At 61.0% G+C, this 18242-nt stretch carries 13 protein-coding genes; 2 read left to right on the plus strand and 11 right to left on the minus strand.

What is annotated here, in order from left to right:
* The first annotated feature begins 3 nt into the window (after nucleotides 1-3).
* Nucleotides 4-1314 (plus strand): sensor histidine kinase, encoded by a 1311-nt coding sequence (locus U1A53_RS11015; RefSeq protein ID WP_322280861.1) that lies wholly within the window; start codon nucleotides 4-6, stop codon nucleotides 1312-1314.
* A 3-nt stretch (nucleotides 1315-1317) separates the two neighbouring features.
* On the opposite strand, the gene U1A53_RS11020 is transcribed toward U1A53_RS11015, so the two are convergent.
* The 6 genes from U1A53_RS11020 to U1A53_RS11045 all read right to left on the minus strand — a co-directional run bounded on the left by U1A53_RS11020 (nucleotide 1318) and on the right by U1A53_RS11045 (nucleotide 7876).
* Nucleotides 1318-2049, minus strand: coding sequence for a DUF2490 domain-containing protein (locus U1A53_RS11020; protein ID WP_322280863.1), 732 nt, complete (start codon nucleotides 2047-2049; stop codon nucleotides 1318-1320).
* 39 nt (nucleotides 2050-2088) lie between these two features.
* Nucleotides 2089-3018 (minus strand): SPFH domain-containing protein, encoded by a 930-nt coding sequence (locus U1A53_RS11025; RefSeq protein WP_322280865.1) that lies wholly within the window; start codon nucleotides 3016-3018, stop codon nucleotides 2089-2091.
* 45 nt (nucleotides 3019-3063) lie between these two features.
* A complete protein-coding gene (locus tag U1A53_RS11030; RefSeq protein ID WP_322280867.1) occupies nucleotides 3064-4905 on the minus strand; it encodes a SulP family inorganic anion transporter in 1842 nt (613 codons plus the stop codon).
* An 87-nt stretch (nucleotides 4906-4992) separates the two neighbouring features.
* On the minus strand, nucleotides 4993-6675 hold the full coding sequence (locus U1A53_RS11035; protein WP_322280869.1) for a solute carrier family 23 protein: 1683 nt from the start codon (nucleotides 6673-6675) through the stop codon (nucleotides 4993-4995).
* A gap of 2 nt (nucleotides 6676-6677) precedes the next feature.
* Nucleotides 6678-7088, minus strand: coding sequence for a C4-type zinc ribbon domain-containing protein (locus U1A53_RS11040; protein WP_322280871.1), 411 nt, complete (start codon nucleotides 7086-7088; stop codon nucleotides 6678-6680).
* A 65-nt stretch (nucleotides 7089-7153) separates the two neighbouring features.
* The gene (locus U1A53_RS11045; RefSeq protein WP_322280873.1) at nucleotides 7154-7876 is read right to left on the minus strand and encodes a class I SAM-dependent methyltransferase; all 723 of its coding nucleotides are present in this window, start codon (nucleotides 7874-7876) and stop codon (nucleotides 7154-7156) included.
* 170 nt (nucleotides 7877-8046) lie between these two features.
* Between U1A53_RS11045 and U1A53_RS11050 the strand changes: the two genes are divergently transcribed.
* Nucleotides 8047-9435: a sigma-54 dependent transcriptional regulator gene (locus U1A53_RS11050; RefSeq protein ID WP_322280875.1), complete on the plus strand. Its 1389-nt coding sequence runs from the start codon at nucleotides 8047-8049 to the stop codon at nucleotides 9433-9435.
* A 4-nt stretch (nucleotides 9436-9439) separates the two neighbouring features.
* Here the strand turns inward: U1A53_RS11050 and U1A53_RS11055 are convergent, their stop codons facing one another.
* The 5 genes from U1A53_RS11055 to U1A53_RS11075 form a co-directional block, all read right to left on the minus strand.
* Nucleotides 9440-10918 (minus strand): SulP family inorganic anion transporter, encoded by a 1479-nt coding sequence (locus U1A53_RS11055; protein WP_322280877.1) that lies wholly within the window; start codon nucleotides 10916-10918, stop codon nucleotides 9440-9442.
* Nucleotides 10919-10998: 80 nt separating this feature from the next.
* Nucleotides 10999-12327: a proton-conducting transporter membrane subunit gene (locus tag U1A53_RS11060; RefSeq protein WP_322280879.1), complete on the minus strand. Its 1329-nt coding sequence runs from the start codon at nucleotides 12325-12327 to the stop codon at nucleotides 10999-11001.
* Nucleotides 12324-13685, minus strand: a complete 1362-nt coding sequence (locus tag U1A53_RS11065; RefSeq protein ID WP_322280881.1) for a proton-conducting transporter membrane subunit — start codon at nucleotides 13683-13685, stop codon at nucleotides 12324-12326. Before U1A53_RS11065 ends, U1A53_RS11060 begins: the two co-directional genes overlap by 4 nt.
* Nucleotides 13686-13692: 7 nt before the next feature.
* A complete protein-coding gene (locus U1A53_RS11070; protein ID WP_322280882.1) occupies nucleotides 13693-16734 on the minus strand; it encodes a DUF2309 domain-containing protein in 3042 nt (1013 codons plus the stop codon).
* 6 nt (nucleotides 16735-16740) lie between these two features.
* The gene (locus U1A53_RS11075) at nucleotides 16741-18222 is read right to left on the minus strand and encodes a SulP family inorganic anion transporter (RefSeq protein ID WP_322280884.1); all 1482 of its coding nucleotides are present in this window, start codon (nucleotides 18220-18222) and stop codon (nucleotides 16741-16743) included.
* Between the last annotated feature and the right edge of the window lie 20 nt (nucleotides 18223-18242).

Genomic DNA, 18242 nt, shown 5'->3' on the forward strand with positions numbered 1-18242 from the left:
TCCATGGCCCTCACCTTTTTCCGTATCACCGAGAGCAATGTGTTGCGCGTGCTGGCGCTGGGATTTGTGCTGGTGATGACGCTGCTGGGTGCGGCGGGCCTCATCGCCGTGCGGCAGAGTCAGCGCATTCGTGCGAGCGTGGCGCAGCTCGCCCGTGATCAGCTTCTCATCGCACGCCTCGTGCATGACGTGCAGATGGAGGAGAATGCGATGACCGAGGTGCTGCATCAGCTCGCCCAGTTCCAGCCGAAGCCGCCGGATCACGCGGCACTGCTGCGGGATCTCGATGAGAGCGACAAACAGCTCGCACGTCTCTCCAGTGAGGCACGCGCGGCGGCGGGTGAGGCGCTGTGGCGGGATCTTGAGGCGAGCGTCAAAGCCTTCACTCACGAGGCGCACCGCGTGCTGGAAACAGGTGCCGCCATGCCGCGGGAAAATCTGGAGTCGCTCTTCAAGCATCACGATCATGTGGTGGATCTGGTCAACAAGCTCGTCCAGGCCAGTTCCGACCGCCTTGCGGCTGCGGAGCGTGAGATCGAACAGCAATCACAGGAACTGGGTGATGATGCGGCGCTGCTGCTGGGCTCCAGCTTCGTTCTCGCGGCGATTTGCGCGTTGTTGACGGTTGGATTCACGCGCAAAAGCCTCCACCGCATCCGCTGGCAGTCTGACGAGCTGAACCGAGTCTCCTGGCACATGCTGCAAACGCAGGAGGAGACGGCACGCCGCTTTTCCCATGAGTTGCACGACGAGCTGGGCCAGTCGCTGGCTGCCGTGCGATCAAACCTGACCAAAGGAGCCACGCGGGACTTTGATTCTCTACGCGCTGACTGCCTGCACCTGGTGGATGAATCCATCGCGAACGTGCGTGAGCTGTCACAACTGCTGCGGCCGGTGATTCTTGATGATTTCGGCCTGGATGCCGGCCTGCGCTGGTTGACCGAGAAATTTGGCCAGCGTGTGCGAGTGGGAGTCGAATATGAGTCCCGGCTGGCGCAGCGCCTGCACAGTGACACGGAGACGCATCTCTTCCGCATCGCCCAGGAGGCACTGACAAACATCGCGCGTCACTCTCAAGCCACCAAAGTGCTCATCACGCTCGAAGCGGAGGTGGCGATTGTGCGCCTGACGATTCAGGACAATGGGCTTGGCCTTTCGCCCGACCGGCAGGAGTCCCCGGCCAGTCTGGGCCTCATCGGCATGCAGGCGCGCGCACGTGAATGCGGCGGCACGCTCGATCTCCAGCCCGTGCAGCCGAATGGGCTGCGCATCGTCGTGGAAGTGCCGCTGCGGCTGGCAGCGCCAGAGGCATAGGCATCAGGACTTCCCAAATGGCCGCTTCGACATCAGCCACACCGTGATGGTGTGATTGTTTTCCCAAACGATGCCGCCACGGCGTTGCACCGTCTGTTCCATGAAGCCGATCTCCAGCTTCGTGGTGTCGCTCAACTGGCGGCCGAGGCCGATAAATGCGCGGTTTTGGTCGAGGTAGTTCATGGAGACGTTGCTGCCGAAGTTGAAGAAGAGCTCGTCCCACAGGGCGAGATACCATTTTTTGTCGTCGCTGAGCGGAATAGTGGTGCGCAGCATATAGCGGATGCGATTTTCATAGCGCCAGTTTTGCACGTCCCATCCGCCGTTCTGCAGCACCACTTCGCCGATGCGGCGTTGTTCGAGACGGAAACGGTGCGTCCAGTCGAGGCCGAGCACCTTGTGCGTGATCACGGCCTGCTCCCAGAGGCGATGCTCGGGAAACTCATGTGCGACGGGGATGTCGCCATACGGATGAGTTTCGACCCAGGCGTAGCCGGCGCTGACGGTCAGCGTCGGACTGATGGTGTAGTTGATGCCGGGGCGCAGGAGGAGCTGCTGCCAGTTCTCGCCGAAATCAGCGCGGCGGATCTGCGATTCGAGGTGCAGGCCCCACTTGCTGCCAAACAGCGGATGATCGCCGACATAGTTGAGCCAGAGATTGCTGTTGGATTCGGTGTGGTCGGCGGCAGATGCGCCGCCGACGAGGGCGAGAAGGATGAACAGGGCGCGTTTCATGGAAAAATTGACCCTGTATTACGCAACGATGACGGCTGATCAATGCGCGGCAGCTTCGAGCGAGCGTTTGTCGAGCGTCTTGAGAGCCTGCATCTGCTTGATGGTGCGTTCCATGCCTTCGTTGGAGCCGTCGAAGAACATGACGTTGCCTTTGCCGTGCTCGGAGATGTATTTCATGCCGTCGATCCACATGGTGAAGAGCATGAAGCCGGGAGGCACATCGCCGGCCTGCATGGTTTTTCCGGCGTTGGCGAGACCTTCAGCGACCTGCTCGCGGAAGCGGGCATTGCCGGCACCTTTGAGTTCGGAGGCTTCCTTCTCGGCCTCGGCTTTGACGCGGATGGCGCGGGCTTCGGCCTCGGCAGCGCGGGTTTTGATGAGGTATTGAGCCTGGGCTTCGTTCTCGGCGGCCAGCTTCATGTTGTTGCTGGAAACGACCTGCGACATGGAGCGCATGATGGCTTCATCGAAGGAGATGTCGTTGATCTGGAGGCCGAGGAGATGGTAGCCCCAACTGTTGAGCGATTCTTCGAGGTGATCGGTGACGGCGCCGATGATTTCAGCGCGCAGGACGAGGATCTCGGTCTGCTTTTTGTTGGCGACAAAGGCACGGATGGAGCTTTCGACACTGCGGACGAGGGTTTGCATGAAGCTCTTCTCGTCAATGAAGCGGAAGGCGATTTTCTTGATCGTTTCCTCGGACGAGTCTTGCGCGGCAAAGACGATGAGGGATTTGAAGTTCACATTGGCCTGGTCGAGCGAGATGGCCTCGAATTCGAGTTCAATGGACTGGTTCTGCACGGAGACTTTGCGGAACACGCCTTCAAACAGTGGTACTTTGAAATTGATTCCGGGCGACATGAGTCGCTGGTATTTGCCGAAGCGGGTGACGACTCCGACGGAGCCCTGTTTGATGATGGTGGCGCTCAGGAGAATGAGAACGACGAGGATGATGGCGGCGGGTATCATGGATTTTGGCGGTGGTGGTTTGTGGAAAGGGTTTGAGGGATGAGATCAGGCGGGAAACTCGGAGGAGTGGTGCTCAAGGATGAACCAGCCGTTGCGCTCCTTTTTGCAGACGAAGGAGTAGCGGGCGGGCACGCTGATGCGTTCCTTCTTGCGGTCGAAAGTGAAGATGTATTTGCCGGACTGGATGTAGATGTCCTTGTACTGGCGCACCTCACCGCTCTTGAACTCGACATGCACATTCTCCAGTTCAAAGAGGTGCTCGAAGTAGCCTTTGATCTTGTTGTGGCCCTCGCGCAACTCCTTGGCGAAGGTGCCCCAGAGCAGGCCCTGGTAGTCGTAGCAGCCAACGACGGCGGGCAGGCTGTGCTGGTTGACGCCAAAGGCCCAGTCGTTGATGAAATCGGTGAGCAGTTTCTTGTCCGCAGGATTGCGATTGATGCTGCTGTAGCGGAGTCCGCCGACGGCATGGTCCTTGTGGACGAGCAGGGTGTCTGTGCTGCGTGGATCGATCTGCTCGCTGAATTTGCTTATCAACTTTTTGAGGATGTCGATCATCGGAATGTGCTCGTGACGGAAGATGACGAAGTTGATGAACAAGTGCAGCACGAGCACAACGATCAGGCCCTCAAAGATGCCCTCGGTATAGGTGAGGATACCGCAGAACAGCGCCAGCAGCAGCGCGTAGCTGCCGTGTGATGCCACATGCACGAGCCCGGCGATCATTTTCCATCCCGTGAAGATCATGAGTACGGCGAGTGAGAAATACGGCAGGTGCTCCAGCAGGTGTGGGTCGATGACGAAGACGAGAAGGACGAGCGCGGTGAAGAGATTCGACATCTTGGTGACGGCACCGGCGAGGGCGTTTGTCGCACTTTTGGCGAGGCCGTCGAGATTGGTCATGCCGCCGAAGAAGCTGGAGCCCATGTTGGCGATCCAGATGGCGAGCAGACTGTTGTTCGTGTTAGCCGGACGGCCCAGCGGATCGAGCTTCTCGATCGCGGAGTTGCTGGTGACCTGCTCGATCACGTCGATCAGCGAGAGCATGAGCGAGTAACCGACGATCTCCAGCAGCATGGCGGGCGGGATTTTCGCAAAGTCCGGGAAGGGCAGCGCCAGCTTGAAAGGCGAGTGCTCGATGTGGAGCATGGGCAGCTTCAGATAGATGCCGGCAACGATGCCCACGATGATGACGGCCACATACGGAATGGCCGGGTATTTGGCCTTGTACTTGCCGAAGAGGTGCAGGAAGAGCGCCAGCGCGGCAATGGACAGGCCGATCATCTCGATGCGCTCCATGCTGAGCCATTCGTGACCGTGAGTCTCATGCAGAATGCCGTAGGTGTAGGGCAGGAATTTGAGTGCAATCTTCAGACCGATGCCTGCGAGCAGACCCTCGATGAGATACGCGGGGATGGCTTTGAGGATGAAGCGCTGGAGATTGAACTTCCACGCGATAGCCTGGGATGTGGCAGTGAGGAAGATGAGGAAGGGCATGTTTTCCATGCCGAACTTGTGAATGCTCAGCGCCAGCACCGGCGCGAGGCCGGCGGCGACACCGGGCGTGCCGACGTAGTTGCCCGGCTTGAACAGGAAGGTGATGAAACCGATCAGGCAGGCGAAGATGACGGTCATCAGACCGGTCTCGATCGGATACTCGGACATGAGGCAGATACCGACGGTAAGCGGCACGGCGAGCAGACCGGTGATGGAGCCTGCGAGGGCGTCACGCTTCAAATTTTCGAGCGTGAAAACGGCGGCTTTTTTCGGGCCGCTGTTGGCGATCAACTCGTTGGAGAGATTCCGCTTCTTGTGCGGTTTGATACCGCTCAAGCCAGTCACGGAAGGCGCAGTGGGATGGACGAGGCTGGGTTCGGCGGTGTGAGACATTGCTGGGGGATGCGATGCGATGGAGTTTTAACTGCCTCCAATAACCGCACTTCAGCCCCGCAAAGGTATAGCCTTGAAAGGGGATAATCAGCCCCCGCTGGAGGGGGTGGTTTTCAAAATCTCCCGGGCGCGTTCGACGGCGGCTTTGAGGCTTGGGCAGATGTTCTCTCCGCCGATGTGATCGTGGAAGTCAGCCTGCGTCATGAGTTTAGCAGGCTGCGACCGCATGCCGCACAGAATGAGGTGGCGGCCGGAGGCCACGAGGCGTTCAGCCAGGTGTTCCAGCGAGTGCAGGCCGGTGGCGTCGATGGCGGTCATGTTGCGCAGGCGCAGCAGCACCACGGGTGGAAGCGTGTCAAACTCCTCTTCGATGACGCTGAGCTTGTCCGTGGCACCGAAGAGAAACGGGCCATGGATGCGGTAGGCGGCCACGCCTTCAGGTAGCGGGTTCATTTGCAGGCTGTGGGAGAAGCCGGCCTCGACATATTCGGGTGTGACGCGGGCGACGGTGGTGGAGCCGGTGACTTTGACGATGTAAAGCAGCGCCGCCATGACCATGCCGGCCTCGACCGCCACGGTGAGGTCCGCCAGCACGGTGAGAGCGAAGGTGATGAACCACACGGCGATGTCGGCCTTGCTGAGCTTGAGGATGTCCGGAATCTCGGCCCACTCGCCCATGTTGTAGGCCACCATCATCAAAATGGCGGCCAGCACGGTCAGCGGGATGTGTTTGGCCAGCGGTGCGGCAACGAGCAGGATGAGCAGCAGCACCAGCGCGTGAATCATGCCTGCCACGGGTGTCTGCGCGCCGGAGCGAATGTTTGTGGCTGTACGGGCGATGGCTCCGGTGGCTGGCAGGCCACCAAACAGCGGCGACATCACGTTTGCCACGCCTTGCGCGAAGAGTTCGACGTTCGGCTTGTGGCGGTCGCCGGACATGCGGTCGGCGACGACGGCGGAGAGCAGGGACTCGATGGCACCGAGCATCGCCACGGTGAGCGCAGGCGAGAGCAGCGGCAGGATGAGATCAAAGCGGAAGGTCGGGATAGCAAACTGCGGCAGTCCCGAGGGAATGCCGCCGAAGCGTGTTTCAATGGTCTCCAGGGGCAGATGGAAGCCCCAGGCGATGGCCGTGCCGATCAGTAGTACGACGATGGAGCCGGGCACGCGCTTGATCCACTTCATGAACACGATGAGCACCCCGAGTGACAGGCACGAAACCACTGTGGCCGTTGGTGAAAGCGTGCCCCAGTGCGCGAAGATTGCCTCCAGGCGACCGAGAAACTCGCCCGGCATCTTGTCGATCTGGAGGCCGAAGAAGTCCTTGATCTGCGTGCTGGCGATCAACACCGCGATGCCATTGGTGAAGCCGATCACGACCGGACGCGGGATGTATTTGATCGCTGTGCCGAGGCCGGTGAGGCCCAGGATCATGAGCAGCACGCCTGCGATGAGCGTGCACATGTAAAGGCCGTCAATGCCGTGCTTTGCCACGATCCCGGCCACGACCACGACAAACGCCCCCGTCGGCCCGCCGATCTGCGTGCGCGATCCACCGAGGGCCGAGATCAGGAAACCGGCGATGACCGCCGTGTAAATCCCCGCCTGCGGCAGCACGCCCGATGAGATGGCAAAGGCCATCGCCAGTGGCAGAGCAACCAGGCCGACGGTGAGCCCCGCAATGAGATCCGCGATGAATTTCCTCAAGCTGTAGTCCCGTAGAGCCACGACGGACTTGGGAGCGAAGGATTCAAGGCGGGAGGCTTTCATGGTCAGGTGACGGCTTTAACTTTGCGTTTTCGTGGCGGCTTGGTTGCAGGCTCCGCCGCTGCGGGCGGCGGAGCTTCTTGAGGCTTTGGATCTTCGGGAAGGAGGAAAATGCTGCAATTACCGCAGACTTGCAGGGACTCATCATCTCGGCGCAGCTCTGATAGCTGGCCGCTGGGCAGCGAAAGGTGGCAGCCTCCACAGGTGCCGTTGCTCATCTTGGCCGCGCCACGCTTGCCTCTGGATATGCGGAGGTCGTAGTGATGTAGGATGGCGGTGGGCAGGCGCTCGCGCACGCCTGTGGCCTCCAGGGTGAGCCTCTTGAACTCGGAGGATTTGGCCTCCAGGCGGCGTTTGGTGGTATCCAGCTCGTTGAGCTGGCCGAGGTCTTCGATGAGATTGGCGATTTGTTTCATAGGATGGGTTGGTTGAGTGTCAGGAAAGGGACGTCGGAGGACTTCATGCCAGGACAGAGAGAATTTCATGCCGTGACCAGTTCACTGACTCTCGACGGAATGGCGTCTTTGTCGTCAGCGGATTGTTGGGGGCCGGGCCTGGCGTAATCCGGAGCAGGGTGTTTTTTCACCCAAAGCTTCAGCTTTTCATTGAAGGCAGTCTTCACGCAGGCGTAGCAGTCGGGAATTTCCGTGCAGTCTCCACAGTAGGTGACGACGCGTGTCGCCATCGGCATCCGCATGAGCTGCTGTTGCACATGCGCGGTGTAGTCGGTGTAAAGCTGGGGCTCCAACTCCACGTCATAGTCGATCCGCAACGAGGGCAGGATGTTTTCCTGGAACGGATTGAAGAGATAAAAGGCGTCAAAGTCGCGAAAGTTCACGTCCTGGGTGTTGCCATGCACGATGTCCGCACGCGGGATGTTATGCTTCCTCACCATGTCGCGAGCGATTCGAGCCAGTTTCTCTCTCTGTTCCACACCGGTGAAATGACCTTTCGTTGTGGTGGCACCGATGACACAGAACTTTCCTGGACCGCAGCCGATGTCCAGCACCTTGGTTCCCGGCTCGACGACGAGGAGCTGTGCGGCCATGCGGCAGACATTTACCGGACTCCAGTGAGTGGTGGACAGCCTGCGGATGGCTTCGGGGTAAATCTGGTCGAACTCATGATCCTTGAAGGCTTGCAGGAATTCGTTGCCGGATTGAATGCGTGGAGACTTGGTGGCTTTGAAGGATGAGGCTGGCATGGCATCGGTCTGCATTGCATTTCAGGGGCCAACTGGTCTTCCTGACGCCCCAGCCCTTGTGGATCAAGGCTGCCAGCGTTGAGCCTGTTTTGGGCGGCTTTTCGAGAACTGGTCATACGTGCAAAAACTGCACTTGTGGAAGATTCTGAGTGCAGGCTAGATTGGCATCCATGCAGCCCGCCAATATTCACATCCTTGTCCTGGATCGCGATGCGGCTTCTGCCCGCGTCATTCGCGATGTTCTGGCCAAAGTCGGCTATCAAGTCTCCGTGGCCTCGCATGAGTCTGACGCGCTGAACCTGGCCTCCGGCGAACTGTTCAACGTCGTGGTCAAATCCTTCGACGCGCAGCGCATCGACGCCTTGGCGCTCATGGAAAAGGTGCGCGGCATCACCCCGGACACGCAGTTCATCTTCCTCAGCGACAAAGGCACCATCCACACCGCCGTGGAGGCCATGCGCAAAGGCGCCTTCGACTACATCTCGAAGCCCATCAATGCAACGCAGCTTGTCGAGTCCGTGCGCAAGGCCTTGGAGCATCAGTCGCTTGTCGCCGAGGACCAGCAGATCAAACTGCGTCTGCGCCGTCGTTCCGATCCCGATATTTTCGCTGGAAGCAGCGCCGCCATGCGGGAAATCAACCGCCTGATCCAGCAGATTGCCCCCACCGATGTCACTGTGCTCATCGAAGGTGAAAGTGGCACAGGCAAGGAGGTCGTCGCCCGCGCCATTCATGAAAAAAGCCGTCGCAAAGCACAGCCCTTCATCGCCGTGAACTGCGCTGCGTTGCCGGAGAACCTGATCGAAGCCGAGCTCTTCGGCCATGTGCGCGGTGCCTTTACGGGAGCCATCGGCGACCGCAAAGGCCGCTTCCAACTCGCTCAGGGCGGCACGCTGTTTCTCGATGAGATTGGTGACCTGTCACGCAAAGGCCAGGGCGACCTCCTCCGCGTGCTCGAAGACGGCACTTATCGCCCTGTCGGTAGTCAGAAAGTCGAGCGCGCCACCGCCCGCATCATCGCCGCCACGAACAGTGATCTTGAAGTCGAGGCCGTCAGTGGCGGACGTTTTCGTGAGGACTTGTTTTACCGGCTGAACATTGTCTCCATTCGCATGCCGCCACTGCGCGAGCGCGTGGAGGACATCGCGCCCTTGGTGAAAACCTTCACCGATCATTTCTGCACCAAGCACCATCGTCGGCCGAAGAAATTCAAACCCGAGGTCTTGAGCCTCTTCCAAACCCTGCGCTGGCCTGGCAACGTCCGGCAGTTGCGCAATCTCGTCGAGCGTCTCGTCGTCACCGTGCCTCACTCCGCCATCGGTCTGGATGATCTGCCACCCTCCATGCATCAGGGAAAGCGCGAGCCACATGCCATCGCCATCCAGGCCGGCATGACGTTGGCACAAGTCGAGGCCGAACTTATCCGCCAGACGCTCCTCAAGGTGACTTCCAACCGGGAAGAAGCCGCCAAGACCCTCGGCATCAGCCGTCGTGCGCTTCAATACAAAATCCAGCGTTACAAGCTCGACAAGCTGCCGAAGCAAACGCTGAAGCCGTAAGCCATCAGGAGGCCGCCAAAGGACGTGCGGATTTGCCTTTGCGAGGCCTGCCTTCAGTGGCGGATTTGTACCATTCCTCGTGCGTTTCGTCGATATCGACATGACCGCCGGTCTTCTCATGATTTTGACGCCAGCCATGCAGGGCCTCAAAGGCTGAGTGGTCGATGAAATCGACGGCGAGGTCGATGTCCACCGGATGCCCGGCCGGAATCGTTGCCAGTGCGGCGCTGAGGCTCGGCACGGAGGCAAAGGTGAGCGTGCCGCCGATGCGCACATGCCATTTGCCCTCACGCTGCCCGACCTTCACATCAGTGGACGAAAGCCGGCGCAGCAGGAAGAACACGGAAAGGCCCAAGCCGATGCCGACACCGGCCAGGAGGTTCAAACCCGTTACGCCAAGCACCGTGGCGAAGTAGATCGGCGCTTCGTTGTGCGTGTGCAGATCGCGGATGTGATGCAGGTTCACCAGATTGATGCCCACATGCACCAGCAGGCCCGCCAGCACCGCCAGCGGGATTTGTTCGATCACAGTGCCGAGAAAAACGGCAAAGATCAGCACCCACACGCCATGAAAAATGGCCGACCAGCGGCTAGCACCACCGGCGATGATGTTCGCCGAAGAGCGCACGATCACGCCCGTGATCGGCAGGCCGCCGAGCAGACCGGAGACGAGATTGCCCGTGCCCTGCGCACGCAGTTCTTTGTCCAGATTTGAGCGCACACCGGAGTGCAGCTTGTCCGTGGCCACCGCGCACAGCAGAGACTCGATGCTGGCGATGATCGCCACCGTCAGCACCGCGACCACAAACGGCCCCCAATGCTCCGGCGGTGCGAGTTTCGTCAGCTCAAAGGTCTCCGGCAGATCCACACGCTTCACGTCCATCTTCGCGACGATCGACACCACCGTGCCCACCACCACCGCCACCAGCGGTCCAGGGATGGCTTTCAAAGACGGCGCCTTCAATTTCTTCCACACGATCAGAATTGCGATGGTCAGGAAGCCGAGAATCGCCGCCTGCGTGTTCACCAGGCCAAGCTGCTTCGGAATGCCGAGCAGATTCACCACCGGCGAGCTCTGCGGCGAACCACCGAGCACCACATGAATCTGCGCCAGCGCGATCGAGATGCCGATGCCCGCCAGCATGCCATGCACCACCGCTGGCGCGATGATGAGCGCTCCACGTGCCACTTTGAACCAGCCCAACAACAACTGCACCACACCCGCACAGGCCGTGATCAAACACATCGTCTCCCAGCCAAACTGATGCACCAAACCGGCCACTACCACCGTCAAACCCGCCGCTGGTCCAGAAACCTGTAAGGGCGACCCCGCCAGCAGCCCCGTGACGATCCCGCCCGCCACCGCACCGATCAGCCCCGCGATGATCGGTGCTCCCGAAGCCAGCGCGATGCCGAGCGACAGCGGCACAGCGACAAGAAACACAACAAGAGAGGCGGGAAGGTCACGGCGGAGAGAGTTCATCAAGCTGACGACGTTACCGAGCCCGCACCCATTGACCTATCCCTTTCTCAGGGGATTCTGACTCACCTGCCGCCGGTAAATCAGCGCCGCATGGCCTGCACCGCCCGCTCCAGCAGCTTGTCCGCTGTTTCATGGCGCGACGCCACCATGCCGGGCGAGAACCATCCACCAAGGAAGACCATCAGCGCGATAACGACGATGCCAGCACGCTCCAGCGGCGTCTTTTGCAGCGAGACGGAGGTCGTGGGGCGCTTTCCCGTGAATAACGCAAAATAGGCGCGCATGATGGCGATGCCGTTGAACATGGCGGCAATGGCGAGCGTGCCGCTGACCCACAGTCCCTGGTCGGCGCTGCCGCTGATGAGCAGTTCCATCGGCACAAAGCCAATCGTTCCAGGAAAGCCGACGCTGGCGAGTCCGGTGATCAAAAAGCAAACCGCGAGGCCGGGCACCTGCTGATAGAAGCCGTGATGTTCGCGCAGCGAAAGCGCGCCGAAGCGCGCCTCCAGCGCACGCACGGAGAAGGCGAGGCCGGCAAGCGCGAGGGATGACGAAATCCACAGGCACAGCGCGGCGGTGAGGCCGTTCGAGGTGTGCAGCATCACCGCGAACATCACCAGCGCCGTCTGGCTGAGGCAGAGATGCGCGAAGAACTTCCGCACCTCGTTTTGCACGATGGCCATGCCGCCGCCATACACGGCGGTGATCAGGCAGACGATGCTCGCAGCGTTCAGCATCCACTCAGGCGTCGAGGGCAGCAGCAGGCGCAGCGCGGCGAGCACCTCCATCAGCGGCAGCACAAAGACCATCGCCGTGCCATAGGCCGCACCTTGGAACAGCGTGGGCAGCCAGCCGTGCAGCGGCACGATGCCGCCGCGCAACAGCAGCGCGAGCAGGAGCAATCCGTAGCCGGTGGTTTTACCCGCGAACTGCCAGCCCACGACGAGCAGCACGACAAACAAACCCATGTGGATCAAGTAACCACGCACCGGCTGGCCGCGACTCATCAGATCCCACAGCGGCACGAGCACGCCGAGCACTAGCAGCGCGACGAGCATCCACGGTGTCTGGCATGTGACCGCTGCGAGACTCACAAAGGCTGCGATCAGCAGCCGCACGCAGAACATTGGCGACACACGCGACTTTGCCGTGCCGAGCAGCGTCAGCAAATGCAGCAGCGCCAGCACGGGCAGCATCGGCGCGGCGAGATCATCGACGGCGAAATGCTTCAGCCATGCGATCTTGGTGCCGGCGAAGGCCAGGTTGGCTGCTGTCGCGGTGATCAGTGTGGCGATGAAAAAGCCCAAACTCGTACGCATGGCCACGGCGGGCACTTTGATAAAGGCAGCGACGACCGCGCCGAGCAGCGGCAGGAGCAACGTGAGTTCGAGCCAGGAAAAGTCGCTCATAGGTCACGCGGCGCCTCCTTCGCCTTGGGCTCGCCATCGAGCAGCTTTGCCCACTTTGTTTCCAACTCGTCCAAACCGCGAAACAGCGCCACAAACGGACGCGCGACGCACTTTTCGAGCAGGGAGTCGAGATAGCCGCGCTCCAGCGAGAAGCGGTAAAGCCAGCGCTGCATGCTCAAAGGCAGTTTTTGCTCCCACATCACGCCTTCCTCGCGTGGCCGGCTGCCGATGGCGTTTTCGAGCTGGTGATGATCGTGCAGCAAGCTCGGCGCGCGCAGGAATTGCAGTGTGCGCAAGCAGGCGTGGCCCAGCAGATGCAGCAGCGCGAGGTAACGGAAGCCGAGGCCGATTTCGGCGATGATGATGCCCACTTGCGTGAGCGATGCGAAGGCAAGCGCGGATTTGATGTCGCTTTGCACACGTCCCGCGAGATACGCGAAGGCGGAGGTCGTCAAGCCGAGCACCACGACGGCGACTTGCAGCCAGATCGAGCTGTCGAGCACCGGACTCACACGTAGCAGCAAGAACGCACCGAGATGCACGCTCAGCGCGCCATAAAACACCGCGCTCGATGGTGTGGGCCCCTCCATCGCACGCGGCAGCCAGCCGGAGAAGGGCACCAGCGCGGATTTGCCCGCTGCGGCGATGACGAACAGCACGCCGAGCATTGTGAAGTGCGGCCCGATGAGCAGCGGATCATGCGCGGGCCATGCCTGGTCACCGACGAGGTGGTCAAAGTCACCCCCGCCGTTGATTTCATGCATCAAAATGGCCGCGAGCATCAGCGCGACATCGCAGATGCGATAGACGACCCACACGCGCAGGCCGTTGCGTGGCGGCGACGGGCGCTCCTGGAAGAACGCGATCAGTAGCACGGAGGACAGTCCCACCATTTCCCAACCTGCAAACAGCGTCTCCACCGTGTCGGACAGCGACGCGGTGACCATGCCGAGCAGGAAGATGGCAAACAGCACGAAGAAGCGCTGGTAGCCAGGTTCGCGGTGCAGGTAGCGCGTGGAAAAGGCGCCGATCACCGCGCACAGCACCAGCGTGAGCATCACATAGGAGAGCGAGAGGAGATCGAGCACGAACTCGAATTTCAAATGATAGTGCGCCGTGATCACCCAGTCGCCCAGCTCGATGGGATGCTGCGCCACACGATGCCACAGCATGATCGCGGAGGCGGCCAGCGCTGAGAGCAGGCTCACACTCATTGTGCCCTGGATCAGCCTGCCGATCAGTTCCTCCCCGAGGCGGCGGTTCGTCAGAAACGCGCCAAAGAACACCGCCAGCAGCAGCACCGGCGCTGCTACGATGGACAGGCCGAAAGCGGTCAGAAGTTGGGCGGTATCACTCATGTTCAGTTCATGCGGGGACGGCGGCGACGATCTCCGCGAACTCCAAGTGATCGCGCCAGCCGGTGTACCATTCTTTAGAGGAGGCGGCGACAGGCAGCGGGCCGGCTTGGAATTGATAAGGCTCGAACTGGCCGTCATGCCACACGCTCAAAGCGCTGGTGGCCGGGTCCATGAGAGCGACCTGCACCCAGAGCTTCGTGACCATCGTCTTGATGGCGTCGTTCTTCTCCATGATCGCCAAAAATGCCTCCGCCGTCGTCTCGATGACGAACAGCAACCGCACCGGCTCGTGAATCTCCACCATCTGCCATGGCAAACCGGTGCGCAGGTCGCTCATCGCGCCATCCATGACGCCGAGCAGGCCTGTGATGTTGTGCGGGAGCTTCGAGCCGCTGCCCCAGCCGGGTGAATCGACATAGGAGAAGTAGTACTCGAGATTGATGCCGCTGCACACTGGCACCACCGCGCCAAGAATGCGTGCGAGGATGGCCGTCTCCGCGTCATCTTGCGTCGGATCATACGAGACGAGGAAGGCGCGACGGTCGAGATAGAGCCCGCGCGTCTTTTCACGCCGACTGACGATGCAGATGGCGTTCGTCGCATGGCCCCATTCGGGCCGCACTTGAGAGAGGTCTTCGGAACGGCCTTCCATGTGCCGTTTCGCCGCCGTTTGCGTGAGTCCGAGCGGCGCGGAACCGAAACGGCGGGCGCGTTCGTGCGCGTTGCGTTCCACGGCCTCGTCCACGGCCTTGCAAGCCACTTCAAACTCAAACTGATGCGTCGGCGGCACGCGATCCACGTCGGAGAAGGTGATGTTGTCGTTCGCCGTGTTGTGCAGGCCGCCGATGAAGACAGTGTCGGTGGGAATCTCGATGCTGCGCTCCTTCAAAGCACCGCGAACACGCGGATCGTTGAGAATCTCGGCAATAGCACGCGCATTCGGTCCGCCCACGCCGCCGCCACAGGCACCGCAGTCATGCGCGGACTCGTGCGGGTTGTTCATGCTCGTGGAGCCGTGGCCGAAGACGAGCACCACGCGGGCAAAATTCGCTGTGAGGCCGATGTCGCGCAGGATGCGCTCGGCGATATTGATCATTTCTTCCGGCAGGAAGCCGTGCGCCTCATCCTCGTGCGAGGCCTTCTCGCAACTGCGCTCCAGTTTGAGCCGCGTGACCGCAGGAGGCGCGATGAAGCTGCCGAAGAAGCCGCGAAACCGTGCCGTGAGCCGTGGAAACACCACGCGCGCCACTAACGGCACCGTGGCGAGCAATCCAAACGCGGCGGAGAAGAACGCACCGCTCACGATGCGCCTGCTGCCGCCATGAAAACTCGTCAGCGCCATGCCGAGACGACGCCGTGCGCCGCTGCGGCGTTTTTCTTCATCGAGCAGGCGACGATCCACGACCTCGGAAACCCAATGCTGCGGACGCACGACGACGGGACACAGCGGCGTGAAGTCCGCTGCGGCCGCGCCGCGATAGTACATCACCACGCCGAAGAAACCCGCCGCGCCAAAGGTTTCCACAGTCGGTGCGACTTCCTCGACATGCCTGCGGATCGACTCCTCGCGCTCGTCGATGCAGAACACGGCCTGAAACGACGGGCGGCCCTTCGGTTTGACGTTGCGGCCCTGTCGCGAGGCCAGCGCATCGAGCGTCTGCACGCGGAAGCGATGCTCATACGCGAGATGAAACACGCGGCGACGCTCCAGCTCGTCGAAGCCCTCCACTTCATCGAACAAATCGGCCCAGTCGGCGGTTTCAAGATGGAAAAGCTGCTCCGGCGTCCAGCCGAGCACCTGCGCGAGTTGGAACACGAGGAAGGCGCGTTGCTTGTCGCAGTTCGGAATGGCCGAGGGGAGCTGCGCAGCGAGTTTTTCACGCATTTCGGCCAAAGCACCTTCATAGCCGATGCTGGCCGTCGCTGCAGCCTGAACCGCGAATCGTTCCAAAAGCAGGCGTACGGCCAGAAAGTCGATCAGCGTACCCTCCGGCACGGCATGATGCACGCGGTCCGCACGCTGCTCCACATGCCAGATCATGCCGCCCCAGCCACGCAGCGCGAGAAGCGTCGCGGAGAGGAAGTTCTCAACTTCATCAGCCCTCACGCCGAGCGCAGCGAGGGATTCCTCGATACAGGCGAGCGCAGTGACCTTGTCATTTTGCAAGCGCGTCACCTCCTCGCACACGCCGGTCATCCACCACGCGGAGGATGCGCTGCTTTGAGCATGCAGAGCGCAGAACGACGTGAAGAAACCCGCGTCACGCTCCGGCAGCGCCCAGTGAGCGATGCCTTGATCGAGAAATGCCGAGCTGAAGCGAATGAGCACGTCATTGACGAGCAAATCGCTGTCCATGCCGCCGAGTGCGTCGAGCAGATCGCGATGACGGATCAGCGGCTTCGTCGTCGGTGTGCGCTCGCCCGCGAGACGCACCCCTTCACGACAAACTTCCCACAGCGCGGTCATCGTGAAGGCCTCCCAGCGTTCGTCACTCCAGTCTTCGATGCGCGTTTCTTTGAAGCGCAAGAACAGGTCGTCGATCCACGCAGGCCGCTCCACACCCGGCAGCGAACCGCGCAGCCTGCGCATGACCCAATGACGCGTCTCGGTGATGAGCCGCCGCCGCTCCACCTCGGCCACATCGCGCCGCGCCTTTATCAGCGCGTCCGTTTCCGCCATGAACCAGTCGAGTTCGCGTCCATCGCCACTGCGCAGCGGATGCTGGAGCATCGCGAGGCGCAGATCGAGCCGCTTCGACAAGCCATGCATGCTCTGCGCGGCCTTTTCGCCAAGATCACGCTGCAAAACGGCCCGCAGCTCGTCGAAGCGAATGCGCCCCCGTGTCAGCTCCTCGCGGTAACGATCCTCTGATAGATACGGCTCGCACCCAAAGACCCGCGAGCCCGTGCGCACTGCCTCATCAAAGGTCTGATGCTCGAAGGCATGCAGCGTGTTGTGATGAATGAAAACGCCGATAGGCCCCTGCGCCGGCAGCAAATACGCCGCGTGCTGAATCTGGTGCGCAAGGTGCTGGCGGGTGTCAGGCATGACGGATCAGGCTTTGGAGGCGGCTGGGAGGGACTTGCCTTTTCGCGGGGTGCCATTTTTCGCGGGCTTGTACCATTCCTCATGTGTTTCGTCGATATCGACATGGCCACCGGTCTTCTCGTGATTCTCACGCCAGCCGTGCAGGGCTTCAAAGGCGGCGTGGTCGATGAAATCGACAGCGAGGTCGATGTCCACGTTGTGGCCAGCGGGTATCTTTGACAGCTCACCGTTCAGCTTCGGCACGGAGGCAAAGGTAAGCGTGCCGCCGATCTTCGCGTGCCATTTGCCTTCGCGCTGCTCGAGTTGCACGTCGGTGTTCGACAAGCGACGCAGCAGGAAGAAGACACTGAGACCCAAACCAATACCGACACCGGCAAGTAGGTTCACGCAGGTCACGCCAAGCACGGTGGCGTAGTAGATCGGCGCCTCGTTGTGTGTCGTGAGCTCTCGGATGTGATGGAGGTTCACCAGATTGATGCCGACATGGACGAGCAGGCCCGCGAGCACGGCCAACGGGATTTGCTCAATCACACCGCCAAGAAAGAGCGCAAAGATGAGAACCCACACTCCGTGAAACACCGCCGACCAACGTGAGGCGGCATTGGCCATGATATTCGCCGACGAACGCACGATGACGCCGGTGATCGGCAGACCACCGAGCAGGCCGGAGACGAGATTGCCCGTGCCCTGGGCGCTGAGTTCTTTGTCCAAATTCGAGCGCACGCCGGAGTGCAGCTTGTCTGTGGCGACCGCACAGAGCAGCGACTCGATGCTGGCAATCAAGGCGACAGTGATGACCGCGATGGTGAAAGCACCCCAGTCGGCAGGCGGCGTCAGTTTGGTGAGTGCGAAGGTTTCTGGCAGATCGACGCGCTTTACGTCCATCTTCATGACGATGGACACCACAGTGCCCACGACCACGGCCACCAGTGGCCCGGGGATGGCTTTGAGCGAGGGAACCTTCAGCTTCTTCCACACAATCAGGATCGCGATGGTCAGGAGGCCAAGAATAGCTGCTTGCGTGCTCATCGCGCCGAGCTGCTTTGGTATCCCAAGCAGATTCACCAACGGTGAACTCTGCGGCGACCCGCCCAGCACGACATGCATCTGCGCGAGCGCGATGGAGATGCCGATGCCCGCGAGCATGCCATGCACCACGGCGGGCGCGATGATGAGTGCCCCGCGTGCTACCTTGAACCAGCCGAGCACCAACTGTAGCGCGCCCGCGCAAGCCGTGATCAAGCACATCGTCTCCCATCCAAATTTTGCAACCAAACCTGCCACTACGACCGTCAGACCTGCCGCTGGTCCCGAGACCTGAAGCGGTGACCCCGCCAGCAGGCCCGTCACAATGCCACCCACCACCGCGCCGATGAGACCGGCGATGATCGGCGCCCCCGATGCCAGCGCGATGCCGAGCGACAATGGCACGGCGACCAAGAAGACCACAAGCGAGGCGGGAAGATCACGGCGGAGTGTGCTGGTCATGTGAATGAGACTTGGGGATG

The sequence above is a fragment of the Prosthecobacter sp. genome (assembly GCF_034366625.1).
Taxonomy (GTDB): Bacteria; Verrucomicrobiota; Verrucomicrobiia; order Verrucomicrobiales; family Verrucomicrobiaceae; genus Prosthecobacter.

Excerpts from the sequence above, each read along its gene's own strand:
- U1A53_RS11070 (WP_322280882.1), bottom strand. The coding sequence starts at position 16,734 with ATGCCTGACACCCGCCAGCACCTTGCGCACCAGATTCAGCACGCGGCG.
- U1A53_RS11045 (WP_322280873.1), bottom strand. The coding sequence starts at position 7,876 with ATGCCAGCCTCATCCTTCAAAGCCACCAAGTCTCCACGCATTCAATCC.
- U1A53_RS11055 (WP_322280877.1), bottom strand. The coding sequence starts at position 10,918 with ATGAACTCTCTCCGCCGTGACCTTCCCGCCTCTCTTGTTGTGTTTCTT.
- U1A53_RS11075 (WP_322280884.1), bottom strand. The coding sequence starts at position 18,222 with ATGACCAGCACACTCCGCCGTGATCTTCCCGCCTCGCTTGTGGTCTTC.
- U1A53_RS11020 (WP_322280863.1), bottom strand. The coding sequence starts at position 2,049 with ATGAAACGCGCCCTGTTCATCCTTCTCGCCCTCGTCGGCGGCGCATCT.
- U1A53_RS11025 (WP_322280865.1), bottom strand. The coding sequence starts at position 3,018 with ATGATACCCGCCGCCATCATCCTCGTCGTTCTCATTCTCCTGAGCGCC.
- U1A53_RS11015 (WP_322280861.1), top strand. The coding sequence starts at position 4 with ATGGCCCTCACCTTTTTCCGTATCACCGAGAGCAATGTGTTGCGCGTG.
- U1A53_RS11035 (WP_322280869.1), bottom strand. The coding sequence starts at position 6,675 with ATGAAAGCCTCCCGCCTTGAATCCTTCGCTCCCAAGTCCGTCGTGGCT.
- U1A53_RS11065 (WP_322280881.1), bottom strand. The coding sequence starts at position 13,685 with ATGAGTGATACCGCCCAACTTCTGACCGCTTTCGGCCTGTCCATCGTA.
- U1A53_RS11050 (WP_322280875.1), top strand. The coding sequence starts at position 8,047 with ATGCAGCCCGCCAATATTCACATCCTTGTCCTGGATCGCGATGCGGCT.
- U1A53_RS11060 (WP_322280879.1), bottom strand. The coding sequence starts at position 12,327 with ATGAGCGACTTTTCCTGGCTCGAACTCACGTTGCTCCTGCCGCTGCTC.
- U1A53_RS11040 (WP_322280871.1), bottom strand. The coding sequence starts at position 7,088 with ATGAAACAAATCGCCAATCTCATCGAAGACCTCGGCCAGCTCAACGAG.
- U1A53_RS11030 (WP_322280867.1), bottom strand. The coding sequence starts at position 4,905 with ATGTCTCACACCGCCGAACCCAGCCTCGTCCATCCCACTGCGCCTTCC.